This window comes from Streptomyces sp. BA2 (assembly GCF_009769735.1).
Classification (GTDB): domain Bacteria; phylum Actinomycetota; class Actinomycetes; order Streptomycetales; family Streptomycetaceae; genus Streptomyces.
Genome location: NZ_WSRO01000002.1, coordinates 4,670,864 through 4,697,501 on the forward strand (window position 1 = coordinate 4,670,864; position 26,638 = coordinate 4,697,501).

The window sequence follows — 26,638 nt, forward strand, 5'->3', positions numbered from 1 at the left end:
GCTTCGGCGCAGCGCGGACGTAGCTCAGTTGGTAGAGCGCAACCTTGCCAAGGTTGAGGTCGCCAGTTCGAACCTGGTCGTCCGCTCCACACGAAGAACCCCCGGTGCCTTTCGGCCCGGGGGTTCTTGTGTTTCTGGGGGCTGCCGCTACCAGGCGGTGCCCGTCAGACGCTCGTACGCCTCGATGTACTTGGCGCGCGTGGCGTCCACCACCTCCTGCGGGAGCGGGGGCGGCGGCTGCTCGCTCCTGCGGTCCCAGCCGGAGGCCGGCGAGGTCAGCCAGTCGCGGACGAACTGCTTGTCGAACGACGGCTGGGCGCGGCCCGGCTGCCAGCTGTCCGCGGGCCAGAAGCGGGACGAGTCCGGGGTCAGGACCTCGTCGGCGATGACCAGCGTCTCTCCCTCGAAGCCGAACTCGAACTTCGTGTCGGCGAGGATCACGCCACGGTCGCGGGCGATGTCACGGGCACGGCCGTAGACCGCGAGGGTCGCCTGGCGAAGCTGGGCGGCCGTCTCCGCGCCCACCTGACGGGCCACTTCCTCGTAGCTCACGTTCTCGTCGTGCTCGCCGACCTCCGCCTTCGTGGCGGGCGTGAAGATCGGCGCGGGCAGCTCCGAGCCGTCGCTCAGGCCGTCGGGCAGCGCGAGGCCGCAGACGGTGCGCGTGTCGTTGTACTCGACCAGGCCCGAGCCGGTCAGATAGCCGCGGGCGACACACTCGACCGGGACCATCGCCAGGGACTTACAGACCGTGGTGCGGCCCTCCCAGTCGGCGGGGGCGCCGGGCGGGACGTCGGTGGAGATGACGTGGTTCGGGACGAGGTCGGCGAGCTGGTCGAACCACCACAGGGAGAGCTGCGTGAGGACCCTGCCCTTGTCAGGGATCTCCGTGGGCAGCACCCAGTCGTAGGCGGACATGCGGTCGCTCGCGACCATCACGAGGTCGCCCGCCTCGTTCCGGTACAGGTCGCGCACCTTTCCGGTGTGCACGTGCACCAGGCCCGGCACCTGAAGCGGCTCGGGCTTTTCTACGAATCCGGACACGGTTCCTCCCCGTGGTTCTGACTGAATGCTGCTGATTCTCCCAGCATGGGGAGACTGCTCTCGGCCAGGGGGACGTCGGTGGGCATCGGTGGGTTTTCAGTCCCGTTTGCAGATGCGGTCCAGGAGGTTGGCCGTGGCGCGCTGGACGCGTGAGTCCACATGGCCTGGGCGGTCGAGCGCGGGGGACCAGGCGAAGGTGCCCGAGGCGAAGACCAGGGCGCCGGAGGGGGCGCGGTAGAGGGACGACTCCTGGTGGCGCATGACGCCGTCGGAGTCCTCGTACGGAGAGTGGGCGAGGAGGATGCGGCCCTGGTTCTCCGGCAGCGCGGTGCGCGGGAAGTAGCGGTCGGCCTCGCCCGCGACCAGGCCCTCGATCTCGTCCCCCTCGTGCGCGCCGGTCGCCTCCCACAGCCAGTGGTCGGCGTTGCGCACGACGAGGGGGGCGGGCTCGGGGACCCGGCCCGCGTACTGGATGCCGAGGAGCTGCTGCTCGGCCTTGTCCTGCTCCCGCCAGAGGGCCGGTCTGCCGGGGCCGTGGCGCTTGCGGCAGGTCAACAGGCGGTCCTCCACGCCGGAGGGGGAAGCGCCCAACTCCACCTGCCAGTACATGGTGTTGGCGGAGAGGAAGACGAGGGACGTGCCGTGCTCGCGGGCCTTCTCCGTGGTACGGCGCATGTTCGACGACCAGTACTCGTCGTGGCCCGGGAAGACCAGGCCTCGGTAGCGGGTCGGATCGATGCGGCCCGCGTGCAGGTCGCGGGTGTCGGCGTACGCGAGGTCGTAGCCGTAACGCTCGGCCCAGCGGATGAAGTCGTAGGCGTGACCGACGTGCAGGGGCAGGCCCGCGCCCGCGTACGGGCGGTCGAAGGAGACCGTGTGGGCGGCCTCGCTCTCGCCCAGGAGACGGCCCTTCTCGTCCCACGCGTGGTAGAGGCTCGCGCCCGTGCGGCCGTCCTCGGGGTAGAGGTTGTACGCCTGCCAGGTGATGTCCGGCAGGAGCAGGAGCAGATCGGCGCGGTGGTCGTCGCGGACCGTGAACGGGACGTGCGAGCGGTAACCGCCGACCGTGGTGAGGACCGCCACGTACGCCCCGACGCTCCAGTAACTCGGGATCTGCAGACGCCAGGAGAGCCACCAGTGGTGGCAGGAGACCGTGCGGTCGGCGGCGAGCGGGGGCGGCTGGACGATGCCGGAGAGACGCGGGCTCGTGGTGATCTTCGAGGCGCCGTCTCCGCCGTAGTGCCCGATGCGGTAGATGTCGACGAAGAACTGCTGGGGCGGGTCCACCGTCACGTGGAAGTCGATCGCCTCGCCGGGGGCGGCGGCGCCGGTGGAGGCGAAGCCCTTGATCTGGCCGTGCACGTCGTCGGCGGTGCGCGGGCCGTTGGTACGGGCGCGGTGGCGAGGCGCGGGGATGTCCTGCGCGCCGGGGGCCGGGGCGTGGTCGATGTACCAGGGGACGACCTGACCCGTGTCGTCGAAGTAGTGCTCGGCGCCTCGGAGCCAGGGCAGGGGCCCTTGGCCGAAGGGGTCGGTCACGGCGTGCGCCAGGGCGCCCGATTCCCACCTGCGGATCTGCTCCGACCCCATGTGTGTACCCCTCCCTCGCTGCTCCCCCGAGATTGCTCTGCGCGGTGCGAGTGCTCTGCGCGGTGCTGGTTCCTGTGCGCGGTGTCCCCGTGTGCGGCTGCTGGCATCTCCGGACCGGCGGCCGATCCCAGCACATCACATTACGCACGCACTCCGTCACCGTTCGTCGCTAATCGACGAGAACGGAAGGGAGCGTTCCGGGGAGTGGGGGCGAGGGCGAGCGCGGGGCACTGGGTGCCGGGCGCTGGGTGCGGGGCGCTGGGTGCGGGGGCGGGGGCGGGGGCGGGTGGCCCGCGGGTGGCCGGGGCCGGGGGCCGGAGCGGGGTTGGGTCAGACCAGGCGGATTGGTTTCTCCGGGCGGACGCCCAGGCGGGCCAGCCAGCCGCGCAGCGGGATGGGGTCGCCGTCTTCCACGAGGCTCAGGACGTGCGGCGTGAGATCCGCCGCGCGCTCGCCGTCGACCAGGAGGGACGGGCCGTCCAGCCAGTCGAGACCGGGGGCGGCGCCCGCCGTGTCGACCGCCGCGCAGCAGACCAGCGCCGTGACGTGATCGGCCAGCAACTCCCGCCCCGTACGCGGCGGCTGGAGCGGGAACAGCGGCAGCATTCCGTCGTCCCAGAGCGCGTCGTCCGGGCCCTGTCCCGTGGGCGCGGGCCGCGGCGGGGCCACGGCTTCCTCGCGGGCGAGCTCCGCGGTGAGGCCTGCGGCCAGGAGACCACCGGGGCCGTCGGTGGACTCCTCGCCGTCCTCGGGTTCTTCGCTGGGCGCGGGTTCTTCGCTGGGCGCGGGTTCTTCGCTGGGCGCGGATTCTTCGATGTGGGGAGCCGGGGCCTGGTGGGGCGGACCGGCGGGGCCGGAGCCCTCCGCCGTCAGGTGGTCCAGCACGCGGCCCAGCGTCGGCCCCTTGGAGTCGGGTGCCGTCGGGTCGGCGGAGTGGCTGACGCCCAGGGAGTCCAGGACGCGGTGGAGGCGGGCGGCGTCCATGCGCCACTTCCGGTCGACGACCTCGTCCGGATACTCCTGCCACGCCACCGGCGCCCAGTCCGGGCTCTGCTCTGCGGGGCCGCCGTGGAAGAGGCGTGCGGCGAGCAGCGAAGCCGCCTCGTCCACCGAGCCCGGCTCCTCCAGGAGGTCACAAGCGGGGCGCTCGCCCAGGCGGGACGTGAAGCCCTCGGCCAGGCGGTCCCTGCGGGAGAGCTCGGTGAGGGCGGAGACGACGCCCGCGTCGAGGCGTGAGGGCCAGCGGCCCATCCGCCAGGCGGGCAGCGCGACCTTGGTCAGGAGCCGGTCCCACCCGGCATACGCCAGGCCCACCTGCTCCTGGGCGACGATCCGCACTCCATAGTCCACGGCCTGGGCGCGCTCCGCGGCAGCGGCCGCGACCCCGCGCTCCATCTCGCCCGCGTGCCCCCGGCAGCTGCGCAGGAGCAGCCGCGCCACCCAGCCGAGGCCACCGAGGACCGTACGCACGAGCGCACCGCGGCCCGGCGCGGAGGTGACCGCGACCGCGGCGTCGAGCCCGCGGATGAAGCGACGGGCCGCGGCTATGTCGGGGTGCGCCGATGGCCCCGTGCCGGCCACGACCGGCGCGAGCACCGCCCGCAGCTCGCCGACCCGCATCCACCACAGGAACGGGGAGCCGATGACGAGCACCGGAGCGACGGGTGCCTGGCGGCGCGGGGCGGGACGGCTGTCTCGTACGCCATTGCCCTCTGCATTGCCCTCTGCCGATGTCTGGGAGGGGGTCTCCGCGGGCGGGCCGTGCGCGGGGTGCGTGCGGTCCTCCAGCCAGCTGTCGCAGTCCGGGGTGAGCGCTATCGCCGAGGGGGCGGGCACGTCCAGGCGGTCGGCGAGGTCCCGCACCAGGCGGTACAGATCGGGGGCCGAGCCCTCGGTGATCGGGACGGTCGGGCTGACAGCGGGCCTGGACCGCGCGACCACGAGCGCGACGCCCGCGGCGACGAGCAGGACGACGGCGGCGACGGCCGTCACGACGCCGCGCACGACGTCCCAACTCCCGCCCGTCATATGGCCCGTGACTCCGCCCGCGATCAGCACGACGGCGACGGCCGCGGGCAGCAGTGCGACGGCCAGCGCCCTGCTGCGGATGCGCAGCACGGCGAGCGCCTGGGAACGCGCGGACTGCACGCCCACCTCCACACCCGTACCTGACACGACCGATGTCACCCCCTGCTGCCTGTGCCGCCTGCTGCCCGGCCGGGGGCCGGGACGACGGGCGGACGGCAGCCGCCGATGGATTTGCTCACTCCCCCACTGTGGCACCCGCCACTGACATCGCAATGCCGGTGGTCTGTTTGGCTCTGGGCGCCTGAACCGCTTGCGCCGCACCCTAGTTGGGGTGCCGGGCATCGTCAGCCGGATGGGCCAGCGGTCACTCGATGGAATGGCTTTGGGTAAAGGTGGATGACGGTCAGGCCCCGGATCCAGTGTCAGATCCGGGGCCTGAGAGTCGTTCGTGGGTGACGCGTGGGCGGCCTTGGTTACGCCTCCGACGCCGCCTTCGCCGCGATGTCCGTACGGTGCTGGGAGCCGTCGAGCCGGATGCGGGACAGCGCCGCGTACGCCTTCTCGCGCGCCGCCGTCAGGTCCGTGCCGGTCGCCGTCACGGAGAGCACACGGCCGCCCGCGCTGACCACCGCGTCGCCGTCGCGCTTCGTCCCCGCGTGCAGGACGTACGCGTCCGGGGCATCCTGTGCCGCGACGTCGCCGAGCCCCTCGATGGGGTCGCCGGTGCGCGGCGTCTCCGGGTAGTTGTGCGAGGCGATGACCACGGTCACCGCGGCGTCGTCGCTCCAGCGCAGCGGGGGCAGGTCGACGAGGGTGCCGTTCGCCGCGGCCAGCAGGACTCCGGCGAGCGGGGTCTTCAGACGGGCGAGGACGACCTGCGTCTCGGGGTCGCCGAAGCGGGCGTTGAACTCGATGACGCGTACGCCGCGGCTGGTGATCGCCAGGCCCGCGTACAGCAGCCCCGAGAACGGAGTGCCCCGGCGGCGCAGCTCGTCGACGGTCGGCTGCAGCACGCTCTGCATGACCTCGTCGACCAGCTTCGGGTCGGCCCAGGGGAGGGGCGAGTACGCGCCCATGCCGCCCGTGTTCGGCCCTTCGTCCCCGTCGAGCGCGCGCTTGAAGTCCTGCGCGGGCTGGAGCGGGACGACGGTGATGCCGTCCGTGATGGCGAAGAGGGAGACCTCGGGGCCGTCGAGGAACTCCTCGATGACGACGCGGTCGCAGGCGAGGGCGTGGGCGCGGGCGGCCTCGATGTCGTCGGTCACGACGACGCCCTTGCCGGCGGCGAGCCCGTCGTCCTTCACGACGTAGGGCGCCCCGAAGGCGTCCAGCGCCTCATCGATCTCATCGGGGGTCGTGCAGACGTAGGACCGCGCGGTGGGTACCTGGGCGCCCGCCATCACTTCCTTGGCGAAGGCCTTGGAACCCTCCAGCTGGGCGGCCTCCGCGGAGGGGCCGAAGCAGGGGATGCCGGCGTCGCGTACGGCGTCGGCGACTCCGGCGACCAGGGGCGCCTCCGGGCCCACGATCACAAGGTCGGCGCCGAGCCGGGTGGCGAGGGCGGCCACCGCGCTGCCGTCGAGGGCGTCGACCGGGTGGAGCTCGGCCACGTCCGCGATGCCGGCGTTGCCGGGGGCGCAGTACAGGGCGGAGACGCCGGGGTCGAGGGACAGAGAGCGGCACAGGGCGTGTTCGCGGGCACCACTGCCGATGACGAGGACCTTCACGGGCGCCAGCCTAGCTGGCGTGGGCCGGTGCGTTCGTACGGGAGCCTCAGCCGCGGGGGCTCCTTCGCTTGTACGTTCCTCCAGCCGCGGGCCCGGGGGGCTCCTCGCTGCGGCGCCTTCGTCTGCGGGCCGATCCCGGACCAGACCGCCGCTGCGCGGCGGATGCTCCCCGCCCACCCGCCCGTTCACCCGGCAGTGCGACGTCGTTGCCCCTACGTCGAGGGCGTGCTGCGGGGTGGGCGGGGAGAGACCGCCGCGCAGCGGCGGTACAGAAACAGGAGCCGCCGAGCCCCCGCCCCCCTGCCCAAGCCCGCCTCACGGTTCGTTGTTGTATTCCTCCACGATCGTGGCGCCCAGTTCGCGGACGATCAGGTCATGACCGGACAGGGCCGACTCGACCAGGTCGGGGTCGTCGTCCGCCCAGGTGTCGTCCTCCGGGGAGACATGGTCCGGGACGCTCCGCTCCGGGGCCGGGGCCGGGGCCGGAGCGGGAGCCGGAGCCGGAGTCGGCGCAGAGGCAGCCGGCGCCGACCTCGCGGCGGGCGCCGCAGGCGGGGGCGACTGCTGCTGCGGTGGAGCCGGCCGCGAGGGAGCCGGTGGCGCACCGCCCCCGAAGTTGCCCGCCGCGGGCGGCGGTGCCGAGCCCCCCGAGGGGTCGACGATCGCCTCGACCTTCCACTGCACCCCGAACTGCTCGGACAACGCCTGCCGCAGCACATCCTCACTGCCGCTGCTCGCGAAGTTGTCCCGCGCCCCCGCGTTCACGAAGCCGATCTGCAGTGTCGTCCCGTCGAAGCCCGCCACCTGGGCGTTCTGGCTCAGCAGGATCCAGGTGAAGCGGCGGCGCCCCTTCACCGCCTCAAGGATGTTCGGCCACAGGGAACGCGGGTCGGGCCCGCCCACCGCGGCCGCCGGAGCCGGAGCAGCCGCCGGAGCGGCCGCCTGAGCAGGAGCCACCTGAGCAGGAGCCGCCGGAGCAGACTGCTGCGGAGCCGCGGCACCGCCACCCGCGGGCGCGGCCGTGGGCCAGCCCCCCGGACGCTGGGCCCCCGAAGGAGCCGGCTCGGCCTGCTTCGGGCCGCCCCCCGGCGCCGAAGCCGTGGGCCACCCGCCAGGGCGACGCTCACCGGAAGGCGCCGCAGCCGGCTCCGGAGCCGGAGGAGCCGGAGCCGCAGGAGCCGCAGGCTCGGGAGTCGGAGTCGGAGTCGGAGCCGGAGGCTCAGCAGCAGCCTGCCCCCCGCCCCGCACAGCCGCCCGCGCCGCCGCAGCCCCGCCCCCCGGCGGAACCTGCGGATCAGCGGGCCCCGCCTGCTGCACCGGCTGCCCACCCGCAGGCATTCCCGCATGGGCGTCGGGCCCGGGGACGTACGCCATCGCGGGGCCAGGACCACCGCCCGCCTGCGCTCCCGCCATGAAGTTGCCGCCACGCTCAAGACGGTCGAGGCGGGCCATGAGCGAGCGCTCGTCGTCGTACGCGGCCGGAAGCAGCACGCGCGCGCAGATCAGCTCCAGCTGCAGCCGGGGCGACGTCGCCCCCCGCATCTCCGTGAGGCCTTCGTTCACGAGGTCGGCCGCGCGGCTGAGCTCCGCGCCGCCGAAGACGCCCGCCTGCGCCTGCATCCGCTCCACGACTTCCACCGGGGCGTCGATGAGCCCCTTCTCCGCCGCGTCGGGAACCGCCGCGAGGATCACCAGATCCCGCAGCCGCTCCAGCAGATCGGCGACGAAGCGCCGAGGGTCGTTGCCGCCCTCGATGACGCTGTCGACGATCTCGAAGGCGGCCGCCCCGTCCCCCGAAGCGAAGGCCTCCACCACGGAGTCGAGCAACGACCCGTCCGTATAACCGAGAAGCGACGTCGCCATGGCATACGTCACACCGTCGTCCGCCGCGGACGCGAGGAGCTGGTCCATGACGGACATCGAGTCACGCACGGACCCGGCACCGGCCCGCACGACCAGCGGGAACACACCTTCCTCGACGGCCATCTGCTCCCGGCCGCACACCTCTGCCAGATACTCCCGCAGCGTCCCCGGCGGCACGAGCCGGAACGGATAGTGGTGCGTACGCGACCGGATCGTCCCGATGACCTTCTCGGGCTCCGTGGTCGCGAAGATGAACTTGAGATGCTCCGGCGGCTCCTCGACCACCTTCAGGAGGGCGTTGAAGCCCGCCGAGGTGACCATGTGGGCCTCGTCGATGATGTAGATCTTGTACCGGCTGCTCGCCGGGCCGAAGAAGGCCTTCTCGCGCAGATCACGCGCATCGTCCACACCGCCGTGCGAAGCGGCGTCGATCTCGATGACGTCGATCGAACCCGGGCCGTTCCTCGCCAGGTCGCGACAGGACTGGCACTCGCCGCAGGGCGTCGGAGTGGGACCTTGCTCACAGTTGAGACAGCGGGCCAGGATGCGCGCGCTCGTCGTCTTTCCGCAGCCGCGCGGACCACTGAACAGGTAGGCGTGATTGACCCGGTTGTTGCGCAGCGCCTGCTGCAGCGGGTCGGTTACATGCTCCTGCCCGATGACCTCGGCGAACGACTCCGGGCGATAGCGGCGGTACAACGCGAGAGACGACACACATACGAGGTTAATGGCGCCCACTGACAACCAGGACCGCCCCAACGCAAAGCGCCCCCCACGCACCCGCCAGAGCCAACCTACCCTTGCTGCCTTCCGGCCCTGGGGGAGTTCAGTCAGATAGCGCCACGTGAGGGGCTGAACCCCACCCTAGCGGATCCCCGGACCCGGAAGCGACGCCGGACCCCACCTCCGCCCCCACCTCAAGACGATCTCGGGAGCGATCTTCGGATCGGAGTCGATCTGGTTCGCGAGCACTCCTCAACGTCTTGTATTGTTTGCGGCGGAGGATTCGCCTAGTGGCCTAGGGCGCACGCTTGGAAAGCGTGTTGGGGGCAACCCCTCACGAGTTCGAATCTCGTATCCTCCGCCAGTGCCTCACCGGGCACGATGTCGAAGGGCCCCACCGTTCGCGGTGGGGCCCTTCTTCGTGCGGTCTTCGCGGGTCTTCGCGGGTCTTCCCACAGAAGCAACCGGTTCCCATCCTCTGGACGAGTGCCGTCCGCTCGACACCCCACGACCGGCGGGTACGCACCCCCCGGATCAGGGGGTGCGCCCCCCTGATGCGTGGGGGAGACAAGAGAGTCGTGATGGTCCCGTTGCCGCCTCTTTGCGGTCTCTTTCTTGCTGCGCCGTACTGCCGCAACCAAGATCAAATTTCAGTCCCGGCATTTGTCTGGACCAGATCTTCGATGAGGAGACAACGTGCAGATCAAGGCGTCCAGACGTACCCGGATCGCCGGCGTCGGCGCGGTCACCGCAGCCGCTGTGCTGACCACGAGATCGTCGGGCTCTTCGCGCTCGGCAGCGGCCGCGCCGCACAGGAACACCCGGACGTGCTCGACAAGTTCGGCATCCCGCACCAGAAGGTGGACGCGGCGAAGACCGCCGCCTTCACGGGGGCCCTGCGCGAGGCCGACCCGCAGTTCCACCAGGCCGTCACCGAGAACGTGCAGAGCGGCGACCCATACAAGGTCGACGCCGCGCTCACCCGTCTCGCGGCCGACGTCGACAAGGCCACCGACAAGAAGTCGCTCCCCGACGGTGTCGCGCGTGGCTCCTTCTGGGTCAAGACGGACAACGTCGTCGTCCAGACCGGCACGGTGGCCACCACGGTGGCGGCCGTCGCCGAGGTCGGCGTGGTCGTGGTGGTCGCCTACCGGCCCGCCGACGACACCTCGCAGTTCACCCGCGAGGCGCTGAACGTCGCGGTGGCCAAGGCTTTGTAAACGTCGCGGTGGCCAAGGCGCGATGAGCGCGGAGGCTCCGTGAACACCGTGTATGGGGTGCCGCCGTTTCCAGGCGGGCGGCACCCCACACGTCCGAGGAAACACACATGAGCGACACGTCCCAGGCCGTACGGCGAGAGCGCCGGGCCTTCGTCACGGCTGCCGCCGCGCTGTCCGCCCTCCTGGCCGCCTCCACCTACTTCGCCATGCCGCGCAATGTGACCACGCAGCCATGGATGCCCCCCCCGTGAAGACCGCCTTCTCCGCGTTCGTTCCGCAGGGTTGGGCCTTCTTCACCAAGGACCCGCAGAGCGAGCAGTTCGGCGCCTACCGGCCGCGCGGCGGTGGAGCGAGGCCCGAGAACCTCTCGCTGACCCCGCAGGGCAGGGCCGAGAACCTCTTCGGCCTCTCGCGGCGGCAGCGCGCCCAAGGCCCCGAGGAGGCGCTACTCGCCTCCAAGGTGCGTCACTGGCAGACCTGTCAGGGCTCCAACGACGATTGTCTGCGCGGGGCCGCGGCCCGGCATGCCACCGCGGTGACCAACCCCTCGCCCCTTCCGTCGCTCTGCGGAGACATCATCGTGACCAACCAGCGGGCCGTGCCATGGGCCAATCGCGAGTTGCTGTCCGAGACCTCGCGCGTGACCCGCGCGGCGCACCTGCGGATCCGTTGCGATGGCTGAGACGGCGAGTACCGGTGCGGTGACCGAGGCGACGAAGGCCGGACCACGGGCGAAAGGACCGTCGATGGCCGACAGCAGCAAGTCGATAACCGAAAGGGACACGTCGAAGGCCGACAGCAACAAGGAGACCGCCTCGCGAGCGACGGCAACTCCGCCCGGGAGCCTCGCCGGTGCTGTGGATCGGGCACTGCGACGCTTCGACCCACGGTCGGTGTGGTTCGGCTGCGGCCGCACGATCATCGCCCTGGCGCATCTGATCACGCTGGCACTCACGCCGTCCGCCGCGCTGCTTCATCCCCTCCTCGGCGAGCAGCCCTACCCGCACTGCGCGGGCGTGCAGGCCATCTCCACGTACTGCGTGGGCGGTGACGCGGTCTCCCAGGAATGGCGCCGCTGGATCATGGTCGCGCTGCTCGCCCTGGTCGCCAGCGGATACCGGCCCCGCTGGACGGTGTGGATCCATGCCTGGATCGCGTACTCGATCGGCGTCAGCACCTCGCTGCCCGACGGCGGCGAGGCCATCGCGCGGATCGTCTGCCTGCTCCTGATCCTCATGGGCCTGGCCGACGACCGGCGCTGGCACTGGCAGCGGCCGACCACCGCACTCGGGCCGCGGCGCCGAGGGGTGGCGTTCGCCGCCTTCTGGGCCCTGCGCGTACAGCTGGTGATTTTGTATCTGCAGTCCGGCATCAGCAAGTTCGGCGTCACGGACTGGCTGAATGGTTCGGCCGAGTACTACGTGCTGCGCGACCCGGTCTTCGGTGTCGCCGAGCCCTTCGCGGCACCGCTGCTGAAAATGTCCGGAAACGGGCTGCTGGTGAGTGCGATGACCTGGGGTGCGATCCTCATTGAGGTGGTGATCGCCGCGTTGCTGATCGGCCCGGAGCGGTGGCGGAAGCTGGCCTTCTGGATGGATGTGCTGCTGCACGGCGCCATCATCGCGACCATCGGCCTGTGGAGTTTCAGTCTGATCATGATCGGTTCTGCCGCGGTTGCCGCGACGCCGGACCGCGTGGAATTGGCGGCCCCGGCACCGCCGTCGGGGCGACGGCCAGGACGGCCTGCTGTACCGCAGGACGGGCGACAGACCCCGGTCGCGGAAGAGCCCGAAGACATCGATGGGGCAGACGAAGCCGGTGGAACTGGTGAAGCCGGTGAAGCCGACAGAGAACCGACGTCCACCCCCCACCTCGGCTGAAGGAGAGACACATGACCGCGGACACCATCATCGCGTGCGGCAAGGGCCACGTTTTCTGGGGAAGCTGGGTTCACGGAGCCTCAGTGACCACCATCCGGCTCGGTCCGCGCCGGCTGGGCAGGTGCAAGGCGGGCCGGCATCTGTCGCTGCTCCGTCGCGTAGACGAGAGCGAACTGACGGCCGAGCAGCGCGCCACACTCTTCGACGCACCGTGACGGGAGTACGGCTTGACGGGGTCGTCGCCGGGTACCGCGGACGCCCGGTGATCGGCCCCATCGACACGCAACTGGCCCCAGGGGTGCATGTCCTGCTCGGGCGCAACGGCGCTGGGAAGACCACGCTCATGCGCGTCCTGGCCGGTATCCTGCCGCCGCTCGCGGGGCGGGTACTCCTCGGCGGCACCGACCTGGCCGCCCACCGCGAGGCCAAGCGCGCGATCGGCGTGCTGACCCACCGTGCCGCGCTCAGCCCGCAGTTGAGCGTGCGGGACAACCTGGAGTTCTGGGCCCGGGTGCAGGGCCTGGACGGGGCGCGGCGCACCGCGCGGATACGGGACGCTGCCGGGCGGTTCGACATCGAGGGGCTGCTCGACCGGCGTACCGCCCGGCTCAGCAGGGGCCAACTCCAGCGGGCCGACCTGGCCAGGCTCACGCTGACCGACCCGCACGTACTGCTGCTCGACGAGCCCATGACGGGGCTCGACCCGGTCAGCGCCGAGCACACCCGCGCACTCGTACGTTCCTGGGGCGCGCACAAGACCGTCCTCTACTCCACGCACAGCGTGCCCGAGGCGATGACGCTCGCCTCACAACTGCTGATCCTCAAGGGTGGGGAGCTCACCGGGCTGCCCGTGGCAGGAGGTCCGGAGCGGGCCGCGTCGCGGTCCACGTACGACCTGCGCACTTCCCTCGGCGGCGGAGGCTGGGAGCGGGCCGAGCTCGGGCAGGACACAACGATCGGTGAGCACATCGCCGGGCTCGTCGCCGACGGCGTCGAGGTCACCGACGTACGCCCCGTCTCCGCAGGCACCGCGGGCACCGCAGGCACCACAGAAATCGGCACTGAGACCGCAGCTCGGACTGCCATGGAAACCACCATCCATCGACTCCTGGACGATTCCACATGACCACTGGCGGACTCCTCGGCGCCCTGCTCGTCCGCACCTGGCGCCACCAGGGCCGCCAGGCCCTGCTCGTCCCCGCGGCCGCCGGTACGGGCCTCGTCGCCCTGCTGCTCGTGCTGCCGCACGTCTTCCCCGACGCGGTCGCCCCGGCTCGCACGGGTCCGGCTTGCGCACATCAGTGACGGGAATCCCATGATGGGCACTTGATCAACAGGGGGGAACGACGGGGGCGACGGGCCAGTGGCGGACAGACAGGTGGGGCGGCCTGACGACGTCATCAACGTCGTGATCGTCGATGACGAGGAACTGTTCGCCTGGCCGACATCCCCGTCCTCGTCGAGCGCAGCGGACTCACGGTGAAGCCCCTGACCATCGCCCCGGGGGATGGGGTGTACTGGCCCGCCACAGTGGAGCTTGCCGCCTACCGCACGGTGCAGGAGGCGCTGACCAACGTACTGAGGCACGGCGACGTCGGCGCCCCGGTCGGTCTGCGCGTGGAGTCCGTGGACGGCGACACCTGCCTGGTTGTCGAGGCCCGCAGCGCGCTGGCCCGGGGAGCCATCGGTGAAGCCGCGCCTGAGACCACCGGAGTGGCCGCCTCCGAGAAGAGCGGCGGCCACGGCCTGGCCGGTCTGCGCGAACGCGCCCGCGTCCTGGACGGCGCACTCACCGCGGGCCCGACACCGGACGGCTCCTTCCTGCTCCGGGCCGCGTTCCCGGCTCCGGGGCACAGGCTCATGGGCCCGGAGAGGCGGTTAACGGCACCGCGGACACCAGCCACCCATAAGCCTTGAGGACGCACAGGTGGCTCGACCACCCGCGGGGCCGGACGGCGAACCATCAAGGTCGAGTACAACCACAGCAGACTCCGCAAACACCCCGAGTTCGGATACATCACCCCGCTCAAGACCCGGAACCGGCTGCAACACGACTTCGCCCCGCAGCATAAGCAGCCGCTGTCCGGGCCAGCTGCACCGCAGGTCAGGACGCTCCCACAGGCCCCAGAACGCCCAGACGAACATTTGCTCCCCCACCAGGGAGGGCACACGATGCCGCCTTGCGAGATATACTTAGCCCCACATTTGATATCAGTGAGGTGAACATGAGTCGGACGGTTATCGACCTGGACGACGAACTGGTCGCGGACGTGGCGAAAGCCCTCGGGACGAGCACCAAGAAGGAGACCGTCAACACCGCTCTTCGCGAGGTCCTGGAGAGTCGACGTCGCGCCCTGGCTCTCGCCCGGCTGCGAGCCTCGGCCGGTGAGGGCGCATTCGATCTGGAGCTGTTCGAGAACAAGGCGAACTACCGCCGGTGAACGCGGCCCAGTTCCTGATCGACACCAGCGCGCTCGCGCGGTTCATGCGCGAGGACGCAGAGCAATACGGCTGGGACCAAGCCGCCGCGGCCGGACTCATCGCGACCTGCCCCATCACCGAGCTTGAGTTCTTCTACAGCGCCCGGTCGGCTGCAGACCGGGCGCGCGGCATCGAGGACATGCGGTTGATCTTCGGCTGGGTTCCCGTCGACGACCGCGCCTACGACCGTGCCTGGCATGTACAGGAAGCCCTCACCAGACAGGGGAGACACCGAAGCGCGGGAGCGGTCGACCTCGTCGTCGCCGCCACAGCGGAGCTGCAGGGGCTCACCCTGCTCCATCGCGATCACGACTTCGAGCGCATCGCCGCAGTTACCGGGCAAGCCCTTCAGTGGTACGGCCCGGAGCACGGAAAATAGGTCAGCGGACGTACTAACCCCCGAACGGCGCGGACGGCCGCTCACAGCTCGGGCGCGATGTTCTGGTTGGCGTGGAAGAGGTTGGCCGGGTCGTAGGCGTTCTTGATGCGGGTGAGCCGGGAGTAGTGGTCGCGGTAGGTGGCCTTCACGCGGCTGTGGTCCTCGCCCTCGCCGATGAAGTTCACGTAGGCGCCGCCCATGGAGTGCGGGTGCAGCTCTTCCCAGTAGTCGACGCACCACTCTCTGATCGTCCCGGCGTTGTCCGGGTCCGGATCGATGCCGCCGATGACTCCGGACCAGACCGCGTCGCGATAACCCCACGCGGTGTCTTCCTGGTCGACGCGGGCGGCGGCCCCGTCCACGGGATAGAGGTGCATGGTCGACAGGTCGGTGGGGAGGTTCTCGGCGTACTTCACGTGTACGTCGATCGCTTCGTCGGTGATCCGGTCGAAGAAGTCGCCGCGCCAGTACCACTGGAGACCGCTGGGGATCAGCTCGTCGAACATGGTCTGGAGCGCCGGGTAGGGCATCGGTGCGGTGAAGTGGAAGGCGGGCGGGCCCGGCTCGTTCACCGCGTACAGGACCTGCTCGGCCTCGTCCGGGTCGCCCGTCCAGCACCACACGACGCCGCACATCTTCTGGCCCTGGATCTCCTCGGGGAACGGCGGGCCCGGCGGGACGGTGAGCGCGGTGAAGAAGCCGTTCAGGTCGTCGGGTGCCTGCGGCAGGAAGTCGCGGTACCAGCGCAGCACGTCCCGGGTCTGGTCCGCAGGCCAGACCGTGATCGCGACGACCACGTCACCCACCGGGTGCAGCCGGAAGCGGAACGAGGTGACGATGCCGAAGTTCCCGCCTCCGCCGCGCAGGGCCCAGAACAGGTCCGGGTGCTGTGACTCGCTCGCGGTGACGAAGCTGCCGTCGGCGAGCACGACGTCCACGGCGACGAGGTTGTCGATCGTCAGGCCGTACTTGCGGGTGAGGTGCCCGTGGCCGCCGCCGAGGGTGAGGCCCCCGACGCCCGTCGTCGACATGAATCCGGTGGGGGTGGCGAGACCGAAGGCATGGGCGGCGTGGTCCAGGTCGGCGAGCCGGCTGCCGCCGCCGACCCGGGCCGTCCTCGCCACGGGGTCGACGCGTGCCCAGCGCATGGGCGACAGGTCGATGGTGACGCCGTCGTCGACCTCGCAGAGCCCGGCGCCGCTGTGGCCGCCGCCCCTGACGGCTAGTTCCAGGTCACGTTCGCGGATGAAGTCGACGGCGGCCATGACGTCCGCCGCGTCCGAGCACCGTACGAGGGCGGCCGGACGCCGGTCGATCATCGCGTTGTACATCGCGCGGGCCCGGTCGTACTCGGGGTCCTGCGGGCCGATGACCGGGCCACGGAGCGCGGCTCTCATCTCTTCGAGGGTGCTGCCGTCCATGACGGACTCCTTGCCGGGACTGCCCTTTCCAGGGTCCCGCCGTTGGACGGTGCCCGCAATTCACCGGCGCCGCTGACAGCGGACCCCGGCATCGTCTTGCTCGTCGTCGCGCTGGACGGCGTCGACCTGGAGGTCCCGGCCGGCAAGGTGATCGGGGTGCTCGGGCGACAGGGTCCTCAGCGCTCGACGAAGAAGCTGTCGTGCTTGACGAGGAACTCGCCGAACTCCTTGCCGCCCTTCTGTGCCATCTCCGCCACCTGCTCGAAGTACTCCTCGCGCGGGGCGCCCGGCGAGAAGAGCATGATCATGGAGGCGGGGTCGTCGCTGTCGTTCTTGAAGGCGTGCAGGCCGCCCACCGGGACGTAGAGGAAGTCGCCGGGGCCGCCGGTGATCCAGCGCTCTCCGTTGTAGAGCTGGACCTGGCCGGACAGGACGAAGAAGGACTCCGAAATCGACTTGTGGAAGTGGGTGCTCGGCCCGGGGGACTTCGGGCCCAAGTCCACTTTGTAGAGGCCGAATTCGCCGCCGGTGGAGGCGTGCGTCGCGAGGTAGTGCGTGCGGTTGCCGCCGGGCCTGACCAGTTCGGGCTCCGTGTCGGCCGGCCTGAACACCGCGTTGATTTCGCCTTCTTCGCCGAGATAGCGGGGCTCCGGGTAGGACATGTTGCGCTCCTTCGTTGGTGGCGCGGCCAGTTGGCGCTCACTGGGTGCTGGCTGGGTGGTGACCGGGTGCGGACTGGGTGCTGGCTGGGTGCTGACTTTATCCACCAGCCAACCCACTCCCCCTGTTAGTTATACGTAAGAGTTCCGGGGCTTGGTTAAGCTGGACTGCATGCTTGATACGCGGCGCATGCAGGTCCTCCGTGCAGTGGTCACCAGCGGCTCCGTGACCGCCGCGGCGCGCAACCTCGGGTACACGCCCTCCGCGGTGAGCCAGCAGATGGCGGCCCTGGAGAAGGAGGCGGGCATCGCCCTCCTGGAGCGCACCGGGCGCGGGGTGCGGGCGACGGATGCCGGGCGGCTGCTCACCGAGTACGCGGTCGCGATCGGCAAGCAGATCGCCGAGGCGGAGACCGCGCTCGCCGCGCTGCGGGCGGGGCGGACGGGACGGATCTCCATGCGGTACTTCACGACGGCGGGCGCGACGCTGGTCGCTCCGGCGCTGGCCGCGCTGCGGCGCGCACAGCCGGGTGTGCAGGTCGAGTTGAAGCTGTCGGATCCCGACGATCCGATGCCGGAGGTGCGGGACCGGCAGGCGGACCTGGCCCTCGTGGTCCGGCCGCAGGACCAACTGGGCGTGGACGGCGTCCGTTTCGAGCACCTCCTGGACGACCGGTACCACGCCGTGCTCCCCGCGGGGCACCCCCTCGCCGCGAAACGGTTCCTTGAGATGACGGACCTGGCCGAGGAGCCGTGGGTCGCGAGCGAGTCGCCGGGGCCCTGCCTCGACCCCATCCTCGACGCGTGCGGCGCGGCGGGTTTCAGCCCGGACTTCGTGGTGGAGAGCGGGGACTACGCCACGGCGCAGGGCTTCGTCGCCGCGGGCCTCGGCGTCAGCCTCGTACCGGAACTCGGCCTGGACGCGCCCCACTCCGGGGTGGTCGTCCGCGAGGTCCACAATCCGGTGCCGCTCCGTTCCATCTACGCGGCGGTGCGGGGCCCGGCGCCCGACCGCCCGGCGGTGGCGGGCCTCCTGGACGCGCTACGGAACGCGGCCGACCACGCTTCCACCCCCGGCCCGGCGTAACGCTTCCCGGCGGGGTTCTACTGCGGGCCCGGAGCAGCGGCGCCACTCCCGACTGTGCCGGATGGGGCCCCCTTGATTCATCGGATGAGGTCCCCCCTGCGGATCGCCCGGACTGACTGCCCGATATCCGTTTCGCCCGAGTTTAGGTTAAATACGACCTATGCCGCAGCCGGGGACGCTCATCCTGATCATGGCCATCGCCGTGCTCGCACCCCTCCTCACCTACGGCTTCAGCCGCTGGGTCCCCGTCCCGCTGGTCATCTTCGAGATCCTGCTCGGCATCGTCATCGGCCCCGACGTACTGGGGTGGGCCCACCACGACGCGGCGATCGACGTGCTCTCGGACCTCGGCCTCTCGATGCTGATCTTTCTCGCGGGGTACGAGATCCAGTTCGGCGCCGTCCGCGGGGACACCCTGCGCCGTTCGGTGTGGGCGTGGGTGATCTCGCTGGCGCTCGGGCTCGGCGTCGCGTTCGCGCTCACCGCGGGCGCCGTCACCAAGAGCTTCGTCATCGGCACGGCGCTGACCAGCACCGCGCTCGGCACGGTCCTTCCGATCCTGCGCGACTCCGGGGACCTGCGGGGCCGCTTCGGGACGGTGATGATGGCCTTCGGCGCGGTCGGGGAGTTCGGCCCGATCATCGCGATGGCGCTGCTCCTGAGCGGCCGCGCCCCCGGCACGTCGACCGTGCTGCTCGCCGCGTTCGCCGCCGTCACGGCCGCCGCAGTCTACTGGGCGATGCGGCCGAGACCTCCCTGGTTCTCCCACGTCATCGCCAAGACCCTGCACAGCAGCGGCCAGTTCGCGGTGCGCTTCGTGATGCTGCTGCTCGCCGCGATGCTGGGCCTCTCGTACGCCTTCGGCCTCGACTCGCTCCTGGGCGCGTTCGCGGCGGGCCTGCTCACCCGTCTCGTACTGCAAGGCGCGGCGCCGGAGAGCAGCGAGGTGGTCCTCGGGAAGATCGAGGCGATGGGCTTCGGCTTCCTGGTGCCGGTGTTCTTCATCGTGACCGGCATCGACTTCGACCTGGACGCCCTGCTGCACGGCGGCCGTTCACTCGTCCTGCTGCCCGCCTTCCTCCTCCTCTTCCTCGTCGTGAGGGGCCTGCCCGTGTACTTCCTCGCCCCACGCGACCTGGACGTACGCGACCGGCGCGCCCTCACGCTCTACTCCTCCACGGCCCTGCCGCTCGTCGTCGCGATCACCGCCATCGGCCTGGACGACAAGACCCTGACGGCGGGCGAGGCCGCGGCGCTCGTCGGGGCCGGGATGGTGTCGGTGCTGGTCTTCCCGCTCCTGGCGCTGAGGCTGCGGGCACGATCGCCACGCAACCTCAGCGCTACTGGCGGCCCCGGCTAGGGCCCGTCGCTCGCCAGGCCGCCCTAGGCGAGGGCGACGAGCTCCCGGTAGTCCGGGCTCCAGAGGTCCTCGGTGCCGTCCGGCAGGAGCAGCACGCGGTCGGGCCGCAGCGCGTCGATGGCCCCTTCGTCGTGCGTCACCATCACGATCGCCCCCGGATACGTGCCCACCGCGCCGAGCACCTCGTCGCGCGATGCCGGGTCGAGGTTGTTGGTCGGCTCGTCGAGGAGCAGCACGTTCGCCCCCGAGTGCACGAGCCCCGCGAGCGCGAGCCGGGTCTTCTCGCCGCCGGAGAGCACCGCGGCGGGCTTGTCGGCGTCGTCACCGCGGAACAGGAAAGACCCCAGGACGCCCCGCACCTCGCCATCCGTGAGGCCGGGCGCGGCGGCGGCGAGATTCTCCCGCACCGTCATCCCGCCGTCGAGGGTGTCGTGCTCCTGAGCGAAGTAGCCGAGCCTGGCTCCGTGACCGTGCACCACCCGCCCGCTGTCCGGGAGTTCGGCCCCGGCGAGGAGGCGCAGGAGCGTGGTCTTCCCGGCGCCGTTGAACCCGAGGACGACGAGCCGGCTGCCCCGGTCGACCGCCAGGTCAACACCGCCGAGCACCCGATGCCCCCCGTACGCCTTCACCAGACTGATCGCACCGAGCGGCGTACGCCCGCACGGCGCGGGCTCGGGCAGCCGGATCCGCGCGACCCGCTCACCCCTGCGTACGGGCTCGGTGGCGGCGAGCATACGGTCGGCGCGACGGGCCATGTTCTTCGCTGCGGTGGCGGTGGCGACGTGCGAACGCATCTTCTCCGCCTGGCTGCGCAGCGAAGCGGCCTTCCGCTCCGCGTTGGCCCGCTCACGGCCGCGCCGCCGTTCGTCCGCGGCGCGCTGGGTGAGGTAGGTGTGCCAGCCGGTGTTGTGTACGTCGAGGGCGGCGCGACCGGGGTCGACGACAAATACGCGATTGACGGTGTCCGCAAGGAGCTCCGTGTCATGACTGATGAGAACGAGCCCACCGGGATAGGACCCGAGGTACCCCCGCAGCCACCCCACCGAATCCGCGTCCAGGTGGTTGGTCGGCTCGTCGAGCAGCAGGGTGTCGTGGCGCGAGAAGAGGATCCGGGCCAGCTCTACGCGGCGCCGCTGGCCGCCCGAGAGGTGGCCCACCGGCGCGTCCATCATGCGCTCGGGGAGCCCGAGCCCGGCGGCCACGCGGGCGGCCTCGGCCTCGGCGGCGTAACCGCCCCGCGCCTGGAACGCGTCGTCCGCGCGGGCGTAGGCGGCCATGGCCCGCTGCTGCGTCGGGGCGCTCTCGGCTTCGGCCATGGCGCTCTCGGCGGTACGCAGGGCTTGAGCGGCCTTGTCGAGACCGCGGGCGGAGAGGATGCGGGCTGTGACGGTGCTGTGCGGGTCGGCGGCTGCGGGGTCCTGGGCGAGATACCCCAGGGAGCCGGTACGGGTGAGGGCCCCCTCGGCCGGGGTGACCTGCCCCGCGATCGTCTTGAGCAGAGTGGTCTTCCCTGCGCCGTTACGGCCGACGAGGCCGATGCGGTCGCCGGGTGCGATGTGGAAGGAGGCGCCGGCCAGCAGAAGCCGGGCGCCGACGCGGACGTGGATGCGTCGGGCGGTGATCATGAGGTAACGCTCCGCAGTAGCGAATGGACACACGGGTGACGTGGAGACCGGTGTCCTGGCTAGGAGATGCGGGGCGTAGACATACGGCGAGGGTAGCGAGACCGGGCCCGTGACCGCACCCGGATTTCCCCGCCCGGCGCGGGCGTGCGAAGCCTGACCCCAAGCGGGATGATCGACTCCATGGACGACGTCACCCTGCATCTGGCCCAGGAGCCGGAGGCCGATGAGCTCCTCGGCCGCAGTCCGCTGGCCGCGCTCGTCGGGATGCTGCTCGACCAGCAGGTTCCGATGGAGTGGGCGTTCGCGGGCCCGCATACGATCGCGCGGCGGTTGAACGCGGACGATCTCGACGCGCACGAGATCGCGGCGTACGACCCCGAGGAGTTCGCCGCGCTGCTCTCCACCAAGCCGGCGGTGCACCGCTACCCCGGATCGATGGCGAAACGAATTCAACAACTCTGCGCATACCTCGTGGAGCACTACGAGGGTGACCCCACCGCCCTGTGGGAGGGGGCCGCCTCCGGCAAGGATCTCCTGAAGCGCCTGAACGACCTCCCCGGCTTCGGGAAGCAGAAGTCACAGATCTTCCTGGCCCTGCTCGGCAAGCAGCTGGGCGTACGGCCTGCCGGCTGGCGGGAGGCGGCGGGGGCGTACGGGGAGCCGGACGCGTATCGCTCGGTCGCGGACATCACGGGCCCGGAGTCCCTCCAGAGGGTCCGCGCCCACAAGCAGCAGCTCAAGGCGGCAGCGAAGGCCTCCGGCAAGTAACAGGGCCCCGCATCCGCCCCGTGCCGAACAAACTCCCCCGCCCACCCACCCGATCACCCCGCATCCACCCCTGAACGAACAAGCTCTCCCGCCCATCCGCCCGATTGCCCCGCGGCGTCGGAGGAGTGGGGTGATTGTCCGCAGCAGGGGTGGGTGGGGAACCCGAGGGGGGACATCTATGGGGCAGCACCGCGCCCCATCCTTGGGAGCCCTGGCCCGCACGCGCGCGCAGTCGGCGACGCTCGGGAGGGGACGTGCCGGTATGTCTGCCCGGAGCACGGCTCGCGGCGCTCCGGTGCCGAAGTGACCCGGCGGCCACCGGACGATAGCGAGGACGGACATACCGGCGCGGCCCCGCACCCACAGGCGAAGCAGCCCCGCACCCCACACGCCCCCCGACTTCGTTCGTAGCCCAAGAGGGCGGATCTGGGCTGTGGGGCACAGCAAGCGGGGTTCGTCGGGGGACATGACCCCTCATGAGCCGCGCCGCGTCACCCCGCCCCGCGTGGCTCAGAGCTGCCCTCATCCTCCTCGCCCTCCTCGGCGCCGTCCTCGCCCCCGCGGCCCCCACCGAAGCCGCCCCCGCCCCACCCGCGGCCATCTCCACCGAGCCCACCGGCGAGGCCCACCAGGACACCGCCGAGAGCGCGCTCCGCGTACCCACAAGGCGCCCCGCCCCCGCCTCCGCCGCCCCGGCCGCACGCCCCCGCGTCCCCCACCGCAGTCACCCCCTCCCCACCCGCGCCCTCATCCACCGCCCTGCCCCACACTCCGTAGTCCTCCGCTGCTGACAGGCCCGGCCCCCCACACACACGGGCCGCCCCCCACCCCCACCACCAGCAGCGAACCGAGGACAGACACCCATGCCCATCGACCCGTACGCGGCCCTGCACGCCCTCCTCCGCGCCGAAGCCGTACGCAACGCACCCAACCCCAACCCCGACACCCCCACCCCCTCACAGACCGAGGACGAGGACCCCGAGAAGAACCACAGCCCCGAGCACAACGGCCGCTGACCCCCACCGGCGCAGACGCAGATGCTCAAGGCGCCCCGCCAGCCTCAGCGTCTGCGCCGAGCCGTCCCGAAGACCGACCGCGAAATCTCCCGCCCGATCTGCGTCCCCAACGACCGCGCAAGCGACTTGAAGATCCCGCTCCCCACCACCTGGTCCACCACGGAACCGGAGCCACCCCCCTTGGCACCCTTCTCCGCCCCCGCAGCCCCCTCCTCCGCCTGACGCCCAGTCAACTTCTCGTACGCCGACTCCCGGTCAACCGCCCCCGCGTACCGCCCGTACAGCGACGACCCCTTCACCGCCCCCTCCAGCGCCCCCGCCTCCACCGGCCCCATCAACGACTCCGGTGCCCGCAACCGCGTCACGGCCACCGGCGTGGGCGCGCCCTTCTCGCTCAGTACGGTGATCACCGCCTCGCCCGTGCCGATCGCGGTCAGCGTCTCCTCCAGGTCGTACACGGAATTCGGGAACGTCCTCACCGTCGCCTTCAGCGCCTTCTGGTCGTCCGGCGTGAAGGCCCGCAGCACGTGCGCGCCCCCACCGGAGACAACGCCTCCGGAACCCTCCCCTCCGGTCGTCACCCCCGCGACCGGCGAAGACTCGTTGGAGGGGTTCGCGCGGCCCGTTGTGGACGGCATCGGCTGGCTGTCGCTCACTTCGGCCCCTGTTCCCGGCTTGAGTGTTCCCGGTATGCCCCGATTTACGGCGTCATTTCCCAGAGTCACACTCCGTCTCCATGGCTGCGCCCGGAGAGCCTTGCCCGGTAGGCTTTCCGTGTGATCTTCAAGCGCATCGGAAACGGCCGGCCGTACCCCGACCACGGCCGGGAAAGCACCCGGCAGTGGGCGGACGTCGCGCCGCGCCCGGTCCGCCTCGATCAGCTCGTGACGACCAAGGGCCAGCTGGACCTAGAGACGCTCCTCGCGGAGGACTCGACGTTCTACGGCGACCTCTTCGCGCACGTGGTGAAGTGGCAGGGCGACCTCTACCTGGAAGACGGACTGCACCGCGCGGTCCGCGCCGCGCTCCAGCAGCGCCAGGTGCTGCACGCCCGCGTCCTCGAACTGGGCTGACCCCGGCGGACAGCCGTGACACCGGGCACTCATGCCCTCACCCACGCGCTCACCCCACACCCAACCCTCACCCCGCACCCACGCCTCGCACCCACACCTACGCCCTCATTGGCCCTTTCGGGTTGGACTGAGCCCGAGTCAATGATCATTTAGTAGGCATCACGGCGTCGTCGCACTACGCTGCGCCCATGAGCATGCTCACTCCCCCCGGCATGGGCGGCAAGTACCGCATCACGGGGGCCAAATATCCGCGTATGCGCCGACCCCGTGGCCGCCGCAGGATCGTGCTCGCGGTGGTCGCGTCCGTCGCGGCGGTCGGCCTGATCGGCTGGGGAACACTGCAGCTCATTGATGTCTTCACGGGCGGCGACAAGGCCACGGCGGCGAGCTCGCGCAGCGACTGCGCGGCGAAGCAGCCGGACCCGTCCGCCGAGCCCGCCCCCAAGGCGCTGCCCAAGCCGGGCCAGATCAAGGTCAACGTCTTCAACGCCACGCCCCGCGGCGGCCTCGCCAAGGACGTCGCGGCCGAGCTCAAGAAGCGAGGCTTCACCATCGGCAAGGTGGACAACGCGCCGAAGGAGTACGACAAGAAGGTCAAGGGCACCGGGATACTGCTCGGCGCCCCCTCCGCCATGGACACGGCGCTGCCGGTGCTCGGCACGCAGCTCGCGGGCGCCGAGAGCCGGCCGGACGCCCGGAAGGGCGGCGAGGTGGACCTGATCCTGGGTACGAAGTTCAAGGATCTGGCAAAGAAAGAGGACGCCGACAAGGCTCTGGCGGTACTCGCCAAACCCAAGCCGACGTCCTCGACGTCCAACGGCAAGAAGGACTGCTGAGCGCTGGTCCCGAAGGACCGTTTCAGGGACTGCTGAGCGCTACTCCGCGGTCCCGTACATCCGGTCCCCGGCGTCGCCGAGCCCCGGCACGATGTAGCCGTTCTCGTTCAGCCGCTCGTCCACCGACGCCGTCACGACCGTCACCGGCGTGCCCGCGAGCTCGCGCTCCATGACCTCGACGCCCTCGGGCGCGGCGAGGAGCACCACGGCGGTGACGTCGTCCGCGCCGCGCTTGATCAGTTCCTGGATGGCCGCGACGAGCGTGCCGCCGGTGGCCAGCATCGGGTCCAGGACGTACACCTGGCGCCCCGAGAGGTCTTCCGGCATGCGGGTCGCGTACGTCGACGCCTGGAGGGTCTCCTCGTCGCGGATCATCCCGAGGAAGCCCACCTCGGCGGTCGGCAGGAGCCGGACCATGCCGTCCAGCATGCCGAGCCCGGCGCGCAGGATCGGCACGACCAGGGGGCGCGGGTGGGACAGCTTGACGCCGGTCGTCGGGGTGACCGGGGTCTCGATGTCGACCTGCTCGGTGCGCACGTCCCGGGTGGCCTCGTACGCGAGCAGGGTGACCAGCTCGTCGGCGAGGCGCCGGAAGGTCGGTGAGTCGGTGCGCTTGTCGCGCAGCGTGGTGAGTTTGTGCGCCACCAGCGGGTGGTCGACGACGTGGATCCGCATGTCCTCAACAGTAACCGCGCCCGGGGCCCCCGACCGCTCCCGGGAGCGGTCGGACTCCCCCTCGACGGCCTCCCCGCACCCGCCCCGTTCCCCCTGGAAGAACCCGCGCTGGCATCAAACCCGCCGTACGGGGGAAAGTGGACGTACGACCTGGGGTGGTGTTGCCCATGCCGGACAGAGAGCCCGGCGGCCGAGAGCCGGACCGCGAGACCGAAGCCGAGCGCCGGCGCCGTCGTGCCCAGTTCCTGCACGAACGGGCCGAGGCCATCGAGCTCCGCGACCGTGTGAAGCCGCGCCGCGCCCGGGCGGCACGGATGCGACAGCAGATGCGTATGCGCACGTTCCGCTGGTAGCGGCCACCTCTCACGCAGGCGTCGGGGAGCCGTCCGGGAAACGCGACGCGGACACAGCGGGCGGAAGACCTCTCCTCAGGCCGTGGTTTCTGCCACGATTCCGAGTGGGCGGGGCTTGGAACAGCAACTCCCCCGCTCCCCGAACTCGCCGGGGGGACACCCAAACCGTCAACCGGCACTGTCTATGACCAGTGGGAGAGTCACGGTGTACTTCGCCGCACTGCTCGCGCGCACCGAAGACGGGTGGGAAGCGAGCGACACGGAGCTCGACGATGTGGAGACCCTGTCGGATCTGACCGACCTGGCCCGCGAGGCCACGGCCGGCAGCGCTGAGGACGACACCGTCCTCGTCTTCATCGAACAGGAGGGCGCCTGGTTCGGCGTCGTCCGCGTGGACGGTGAGGAGGACCCTCGTATCTACGTCTCGGACGCGGCCGCGGCCGCCAAGAGTTCGTACGGCGAGATCCTGCTCACCGACGAGATGCTCGGCCGTGAGCCGGGCACCGACGACCCGGGTGTCGATCTGGACGCCCTCGACCTGGACGGCACGGAGGACGGCGAACCCGCCGAGTCCGGCGCCGCCCCCGATTCCGCCGATGACGACGACACGGAGGACGCCCCGGGGGACGCGGTGCCCGCGGGGCCGCTTGGCGACTCGGAGCTCATGACCGACCTCGGTGTGCCCGAGAAGGAACTGCTCGGTCTGGAGCCCGGTGACGCGCTCAGCGACATCGCCGAGATCCTCGGGGCGGCGGAGGTGCTCGAGACCGTCCGCTAGGTTCCCGGTGTGACCGAAACCGGCCTGGAGCCCGATCCCGTACGCGACCGCT

28 protein-coding genes, 2 tRNA genes, 1 other RNA gene and 1 pseudogene are annotated in these 26,638 nt (G+C 71.1%); 21 read left to right on the top strand and 11 right to left on the bottom strand.

Going from position 1 to position 26,638, the window contains the following annotated elements:
* Nucleotides 1-13 precede the first annotated feature (13 nt).
* Nucleotides 14-89, top strand: a tRNA-Gly gene (locus E5671_RS23700).
* Nucleotides 90-147: 58 nt separating this feature from the next.
* On the opposite strand, the gene E5671_RS23705 is transcribed toward E5671_RS23700, so the two are convergent.
* The 6 genes from E5671_RS23705 to ffs all read right to left on the bottom strand — a co-directional run bounded on the left by E5671_RS23705 (nt 148) and on the right by ffs (nt 9,109).
* Nucleotides 148-1,044: a phosphoribosylaminoimidazolesuccinocarboxamide synthase gene (locus E5671_RS23705; RefSeq protein WP_160505956.1), complete on the bottom strand. Its 897-nt coding sequence runs from the start codon at nt 1,042-1,044 to the stop codon at nt 148-150.
* 96 nt (nt 1,045-1,140) lie between these two features.
* Nucleotides 1,141-2,634, bottom strand: a complete 1,494-nt coding sequence (locus E5671_RS23710; RefSeq protein WP_160505957.1) for a N,N-dimethylformamidase beta subunit family domain-containing protein — start codon at nt 2,632-2,634, stop codon at nt 1,141-1,143.
* A gap of 330 nt (nt 2,635-2,964) precedes the next feature.
* Nucleotides 2,965-4,809 carry a hypothetical protein gene (locus E5671_RS23715; RefSeq protein WP_160505958.1) on the bottom strand — a complete coding sequence of 615 codons (1,845 nt, stop codon included), beginning with the start codon at nt 4,807-4,809 and terminating at the stop codon, nt 2,965-2,967.
* Nucleotides 4,810-5,135: 326 nt separating this feature from the next.
* Entirely contained in the window at nt 5,136-6,389 is a 1,254-nt protein-coding gene (gene purD / locus E5671_RS23720) for a phosphoribosylamine--glycine ligase (RefSeq protein WP_160505959.1), read from the bottom strand.
* 315 nt (nt 6,390-6,704) lie between these two features.
* Nucleotides 6,705-8,966 (bottom strand): DNA polymerase III subunit gamma and tau, encoded by a 2,262-nt coding sequence (locus E5671_RS23725; RefSeq protein WP_160505960.1) that lies wholly within the window; start codon nt 8,964-8,966, stop codon nt 6,705-6,707.
* 44 nt (nt 8,967-9,010) lie between these two features.
* An RNA gene (gene ffs / locus E5671_RS23730) (signal recognition particle sRNA small type) lies at nt 9,011-9,109 on the bottom strand.
* Nucleotides 9,110-9,251: 142 nt separating this feature from the next.
* Between ffs and E5671_RS23735 the strand changes: the two genes are divergently transcribed.
* The 11 genes from E5671_RS23735 (at nt 9,252) to E5671_RS23785 (ending at nt 14,935) form a co-directional block, all read left to right on the top strand.
* Nucleotides 9,252-9,339, top strand: a tRNA-Ser gene (locus E5671_RS23735).
* Between the two features lie 319 nt (nt 9,340-9,658).
* Nucleotides 9,659-10,195 (top strand): hypothetical protein, encoded by a 537-nt coding sequence (locus tag E5671_RS23740; RefSeq protein ID WP_160505961.1) that lies wholly within the window; start codon nt 9,659-9,661, stop codon nt 10,193-10,195.
* A gap of 107 nt (nt 10,196-10,302) precedes the next feature.
* Complete coding sequence (locus E5671_RS23745; RefSeq protein ID WP_160505962.1) at nt 10,303-10,446, top strand: twin-arginine translocation signal domain-containing protein; 144 nt, start codon at nt 10,303-10,305, stop codon at nt 10,444-10,446.
* The gene (locus tag E5671_RS23750) at nt 10,428-10,877 is read left to right on the top strand and encodes an SdpA family antimicrobial peptide system protein (protein WP_160505963.1); all 450 of its coding nucleotides are present in this window, start codon (nt 10,428-10,430) and stop codon (nt 10,875-10,877) included. Before E5671_RS23745 ends, E5671_RS23750 begins: the two co-directional genes overlap by 19 nt.
* A gap of 64 nt (nt 10,878-10,941) precedes the next feature.
* On the top strand, nt 10,942-12,075 hold the full coding sequence (locus tag E5671_RS23755; protein WP_160505964.1) for a sporulation-delaying protein SdpB family protein: 1,134 nt from the start codon (nt 10,942-10,944) through the stop codon (nt 12,073-12,075).
* Nucleotides 12,076-12,086: 11 nt separating this feature from the next.
* Nucleotides 12,087-12,290 (top strand): hypothetical protein, encoded by a 204-nt coding sequence (locus tag E5671_RS23760; protein ID WP_160505965.1) that lies wholly within the window; start codon nt 12,087-12,089, stop codon nt 12,288-12,290.
* Complete coding sequence (locus tag E5671_RS23765; RefSeq protein WP_160505966.1) at nt 12,287-13,201, top strand: ATP-binding cassette domain-containing protein; 915 nt, start codon at nt 12,287-12,289, stop codon at nt 13,199-13,201. Before E5671_RS23760 ends, E5671_RS23765 begins: the two co-directional genes overlap by 4 nt.
* Nucleotides 13,198-13,380 carry a hypothetical protein gene (locus E5671_RS23770; RefSeq protein WP_160505967.1) on the top strand — a complete coding sequence of 61 codons (183 nt, stop codon included), beginning with the start codon at nt 13,198-13,200 and terminating at the stop codon, nt 13,378-13,380. Before E5671_RS23765 ends, E5671_RS23770 begins: the two co-directional genes overlap by 4 nt.
* A 174-nt stretch (nt 13,381-13,554) precedes the next feature.
* On the top strand, nt 13,555-13,992 hold the full coding sequence (locus E5671_RS23775) for a sensor histidine kinase (RefSeq protein ID WP_160505968.1): 438 nt from the start codon (nt 13,555-13,557) through the stop codon (nt 13,990-13,992).
* 308 nt (nt 13,993-14,300) lie between these two features.
* Nucleotides 14,301-14,516: a type II toxin-antitoxin system VapB family antitoxin gene (locus tag E5671_RS23780; protein ID WP_160505969.1), complete on the top strand. Its 216-nt coding sequence runs from the start codon at nt 14,301-14,303 to the stop codon at nt 14,514-14,516.
* Complete coding sequence (locus tag E5671_RS23785) at nt 14,513-14,935, top strand: PIN domain-containing protein (RefSeq protein WP_160505970.1); 423 nt, start codon at nt 14,513-14,515, stop codon at nt 14,933-14,935. The genes E5671_RS23780 and E5671_RS23785 overlap by 4 nt, the downstream gene beginning before the upstream one ends.
* A gap of 41 nt (nt 14,936-14,976) precedes the next feature.
* Here the strand turns inward: E5671_RS23785 and E5671_RS23790 are convergent, their stop codons facing one another.
* Nucleotides 14,977-16,356 (bottom strand): FAD-binding oxidoreductase, encoded by a 1,380-nt coding sequence (locus E5671_RS23790; RefSeq protein WP_160505971.1) that lies wholly within the window; start codon nt 16,354-16,356, stop codon nt 14,977-14,979.
* A 176-nt stretch (nt 16,357-16,532) separates the two neighbouring features.
* Nucleotides 16,533-17,018, bottom strand: coding sequence for a cupin domain-containing protein (locus tag E5671_RS23795; RefSeq protein ID WP_160505972.1), 486 nt, complete (start codon nt 17,016-17,018; stop codon nt 16,533-16,535).
* A 169-nt stretch (nt 17,019-17,187) separates the two neighbouring features.
* On the opposite strand from E5671_RS23795, the gene E5671_RS23800 reads away from it, so the two are divergent.
* Nucleotides 17,188-18,102, top strand: coding sequence for a LysR family transcriptional regulator (locus E5671_RS23800; protein WP_160505973.1), 915 nt, complete (start codon nt 17,188-17,190; stop codon nt 18,100-18,102).
* Nucleotides 18,103-18,262: 160 nt separating this feature from the next.
* Entirely contained in the window at nt 18,263-19,462 is a 1,200-nt protein-coding gene (locus E5671_RS23805) for a cation:proton antiporter (protein ID WP_160505974.1), read from the top strand.
* Between the two features lie 23 nt (nt 19,463-19,485).
* Here the strand turns inward: E5671_RS23805 and E5671_RS23810 are convergent, their stop codons facing one another.
* Entirely contained in the window at nt 19,486-21,087 is a 1,602-nt protein-coding gene (locus E5671_RS23810; protein ID WP_160505975.1) for an ABC-F family ATP-binding cassette domain-containing protein, read from the bottom strand.
* A gap of 180 nt (nt 21,088-21,267) precedes the next feature.
* Between E5671_RS23810 and E5671_RS23815 the strand changes: the two genes are divergently transcribed.
* The 3 genes from E5671_RS23815 (at nt 21,268) to E5671_RS45465 (ending at nt 22,871) form a co-directional block, all read left to right on the top strand.
* Nucleotides 21,268-21,855, top strand: coding sequence for an HhH-GPD-type base excision DNA repair protein (locus E5671_RS23815; RefSeq protein WP_160505976.1), 588 nt, complete (start codon nt 21,268-21,270; stop codon nt 21,853-21,855).
* Between the two features lie 476 nt (nt 21,856-22,331).
* A complete protein-coding gene (locus E5671_RS23820; protein ID WP_160505977.1) occupies nt 22,332-22,646 on the top strand; it encodes a hypothetical protein in 315 nt (104 codons plus the stop codon).
* 72 nt (nt 22,647-22,718) lie between these two features.
* Nucleotides 22,719-22,871, top strand: coding sequence for a hypothetical protein (locus E5671_RS45465; RefSeq protein ID WP_202121235.1), 153 nt, complete (start codon nt 22,719-22,721; stop codon nt 22,869-22,871).
* A gap of 44 nt (nt 22,872-22,915) precedes the next feature.
* Here the strand turns inward: E5671_RS45465 and E5671_RS23825 are convergent.
* Nucleotides 22,916-23,401 (bottom strand): annotated as a pseudogene (locus E5671_RS23825) (helicase HerA-like domain-containing protein); the annotation flags it as partial.
* A 246-nt stretch (nt 23,402-23,647) separates the two neighbouring features.
* Here E5671_RS23825 and E5671_RS23830 point away from each other — a divergent pair.
* Nucleotides 23,648-23,944, top strand: coding sequence for a type II toxin-antitoxin system VapB family antitoxin (locus tag E5671_RS23830; RefSeq protein WP_003955420.1), 297 nt, complete (start codon nt 23,648-23,650; stop codon nt 23,942-23,944).
* Between the two features lie 188 nt (nt 23,945-24,132).
* Complete coding sequence (locus E5671_RS23835) at nt 24,133-24,780, top strand: LytR C-terminal domain-containing protein (RefSeq protein ID WP_160505978.1); 648 nt, start codon at nt 24,133-24,135, stop codon at nt 24,778-24,780.
* Between the two features lie 39 nt (nt 24,781-24,819).
* Here the strand turns inward: E5671_RS23835 and upp are convergent, their stop codons facing one another.
* A complete protein-coding gene (gene upp / locus E5671_RS23840) occupies nt 24,820-25,455 on the bottom strand; it encodes a uracil phosphoribosyltransferase (protein WP_160505979.1) in 636 nt (211 codons plus the stop codon).
* Between the two features lie 167 nt (nt 25,456-25,622).
* On the opposite strand from upp, the gene E5671_RS23845 reads away from it, so the two are divergent.
* Complete coding sequence (locus E5671_RS23845) at nt 25,623-25,808, top strand: hypothetical protein (protein WP_160505980.1); 186 nt, start codon at nt 25,623-25,625, stop codon at nt 25,806-25,808.
* Nucleotides 25,809-26,013: 205 nt separating this feature from the next.
* Nucleotides 26,014-26,586 (top strand): tRNA adenosine deaminase-associated protein, encoded by a 573-nt coding sequence (locus tag E5671_RS23850; protein ID WP_160510374.1) that lies wholly within the window; start codon nt 26,014-26,016, stop codon nt 26,584-26,586.
* Nucleotides 26,587-26,638: the final 52 nt, after the last annotated feature.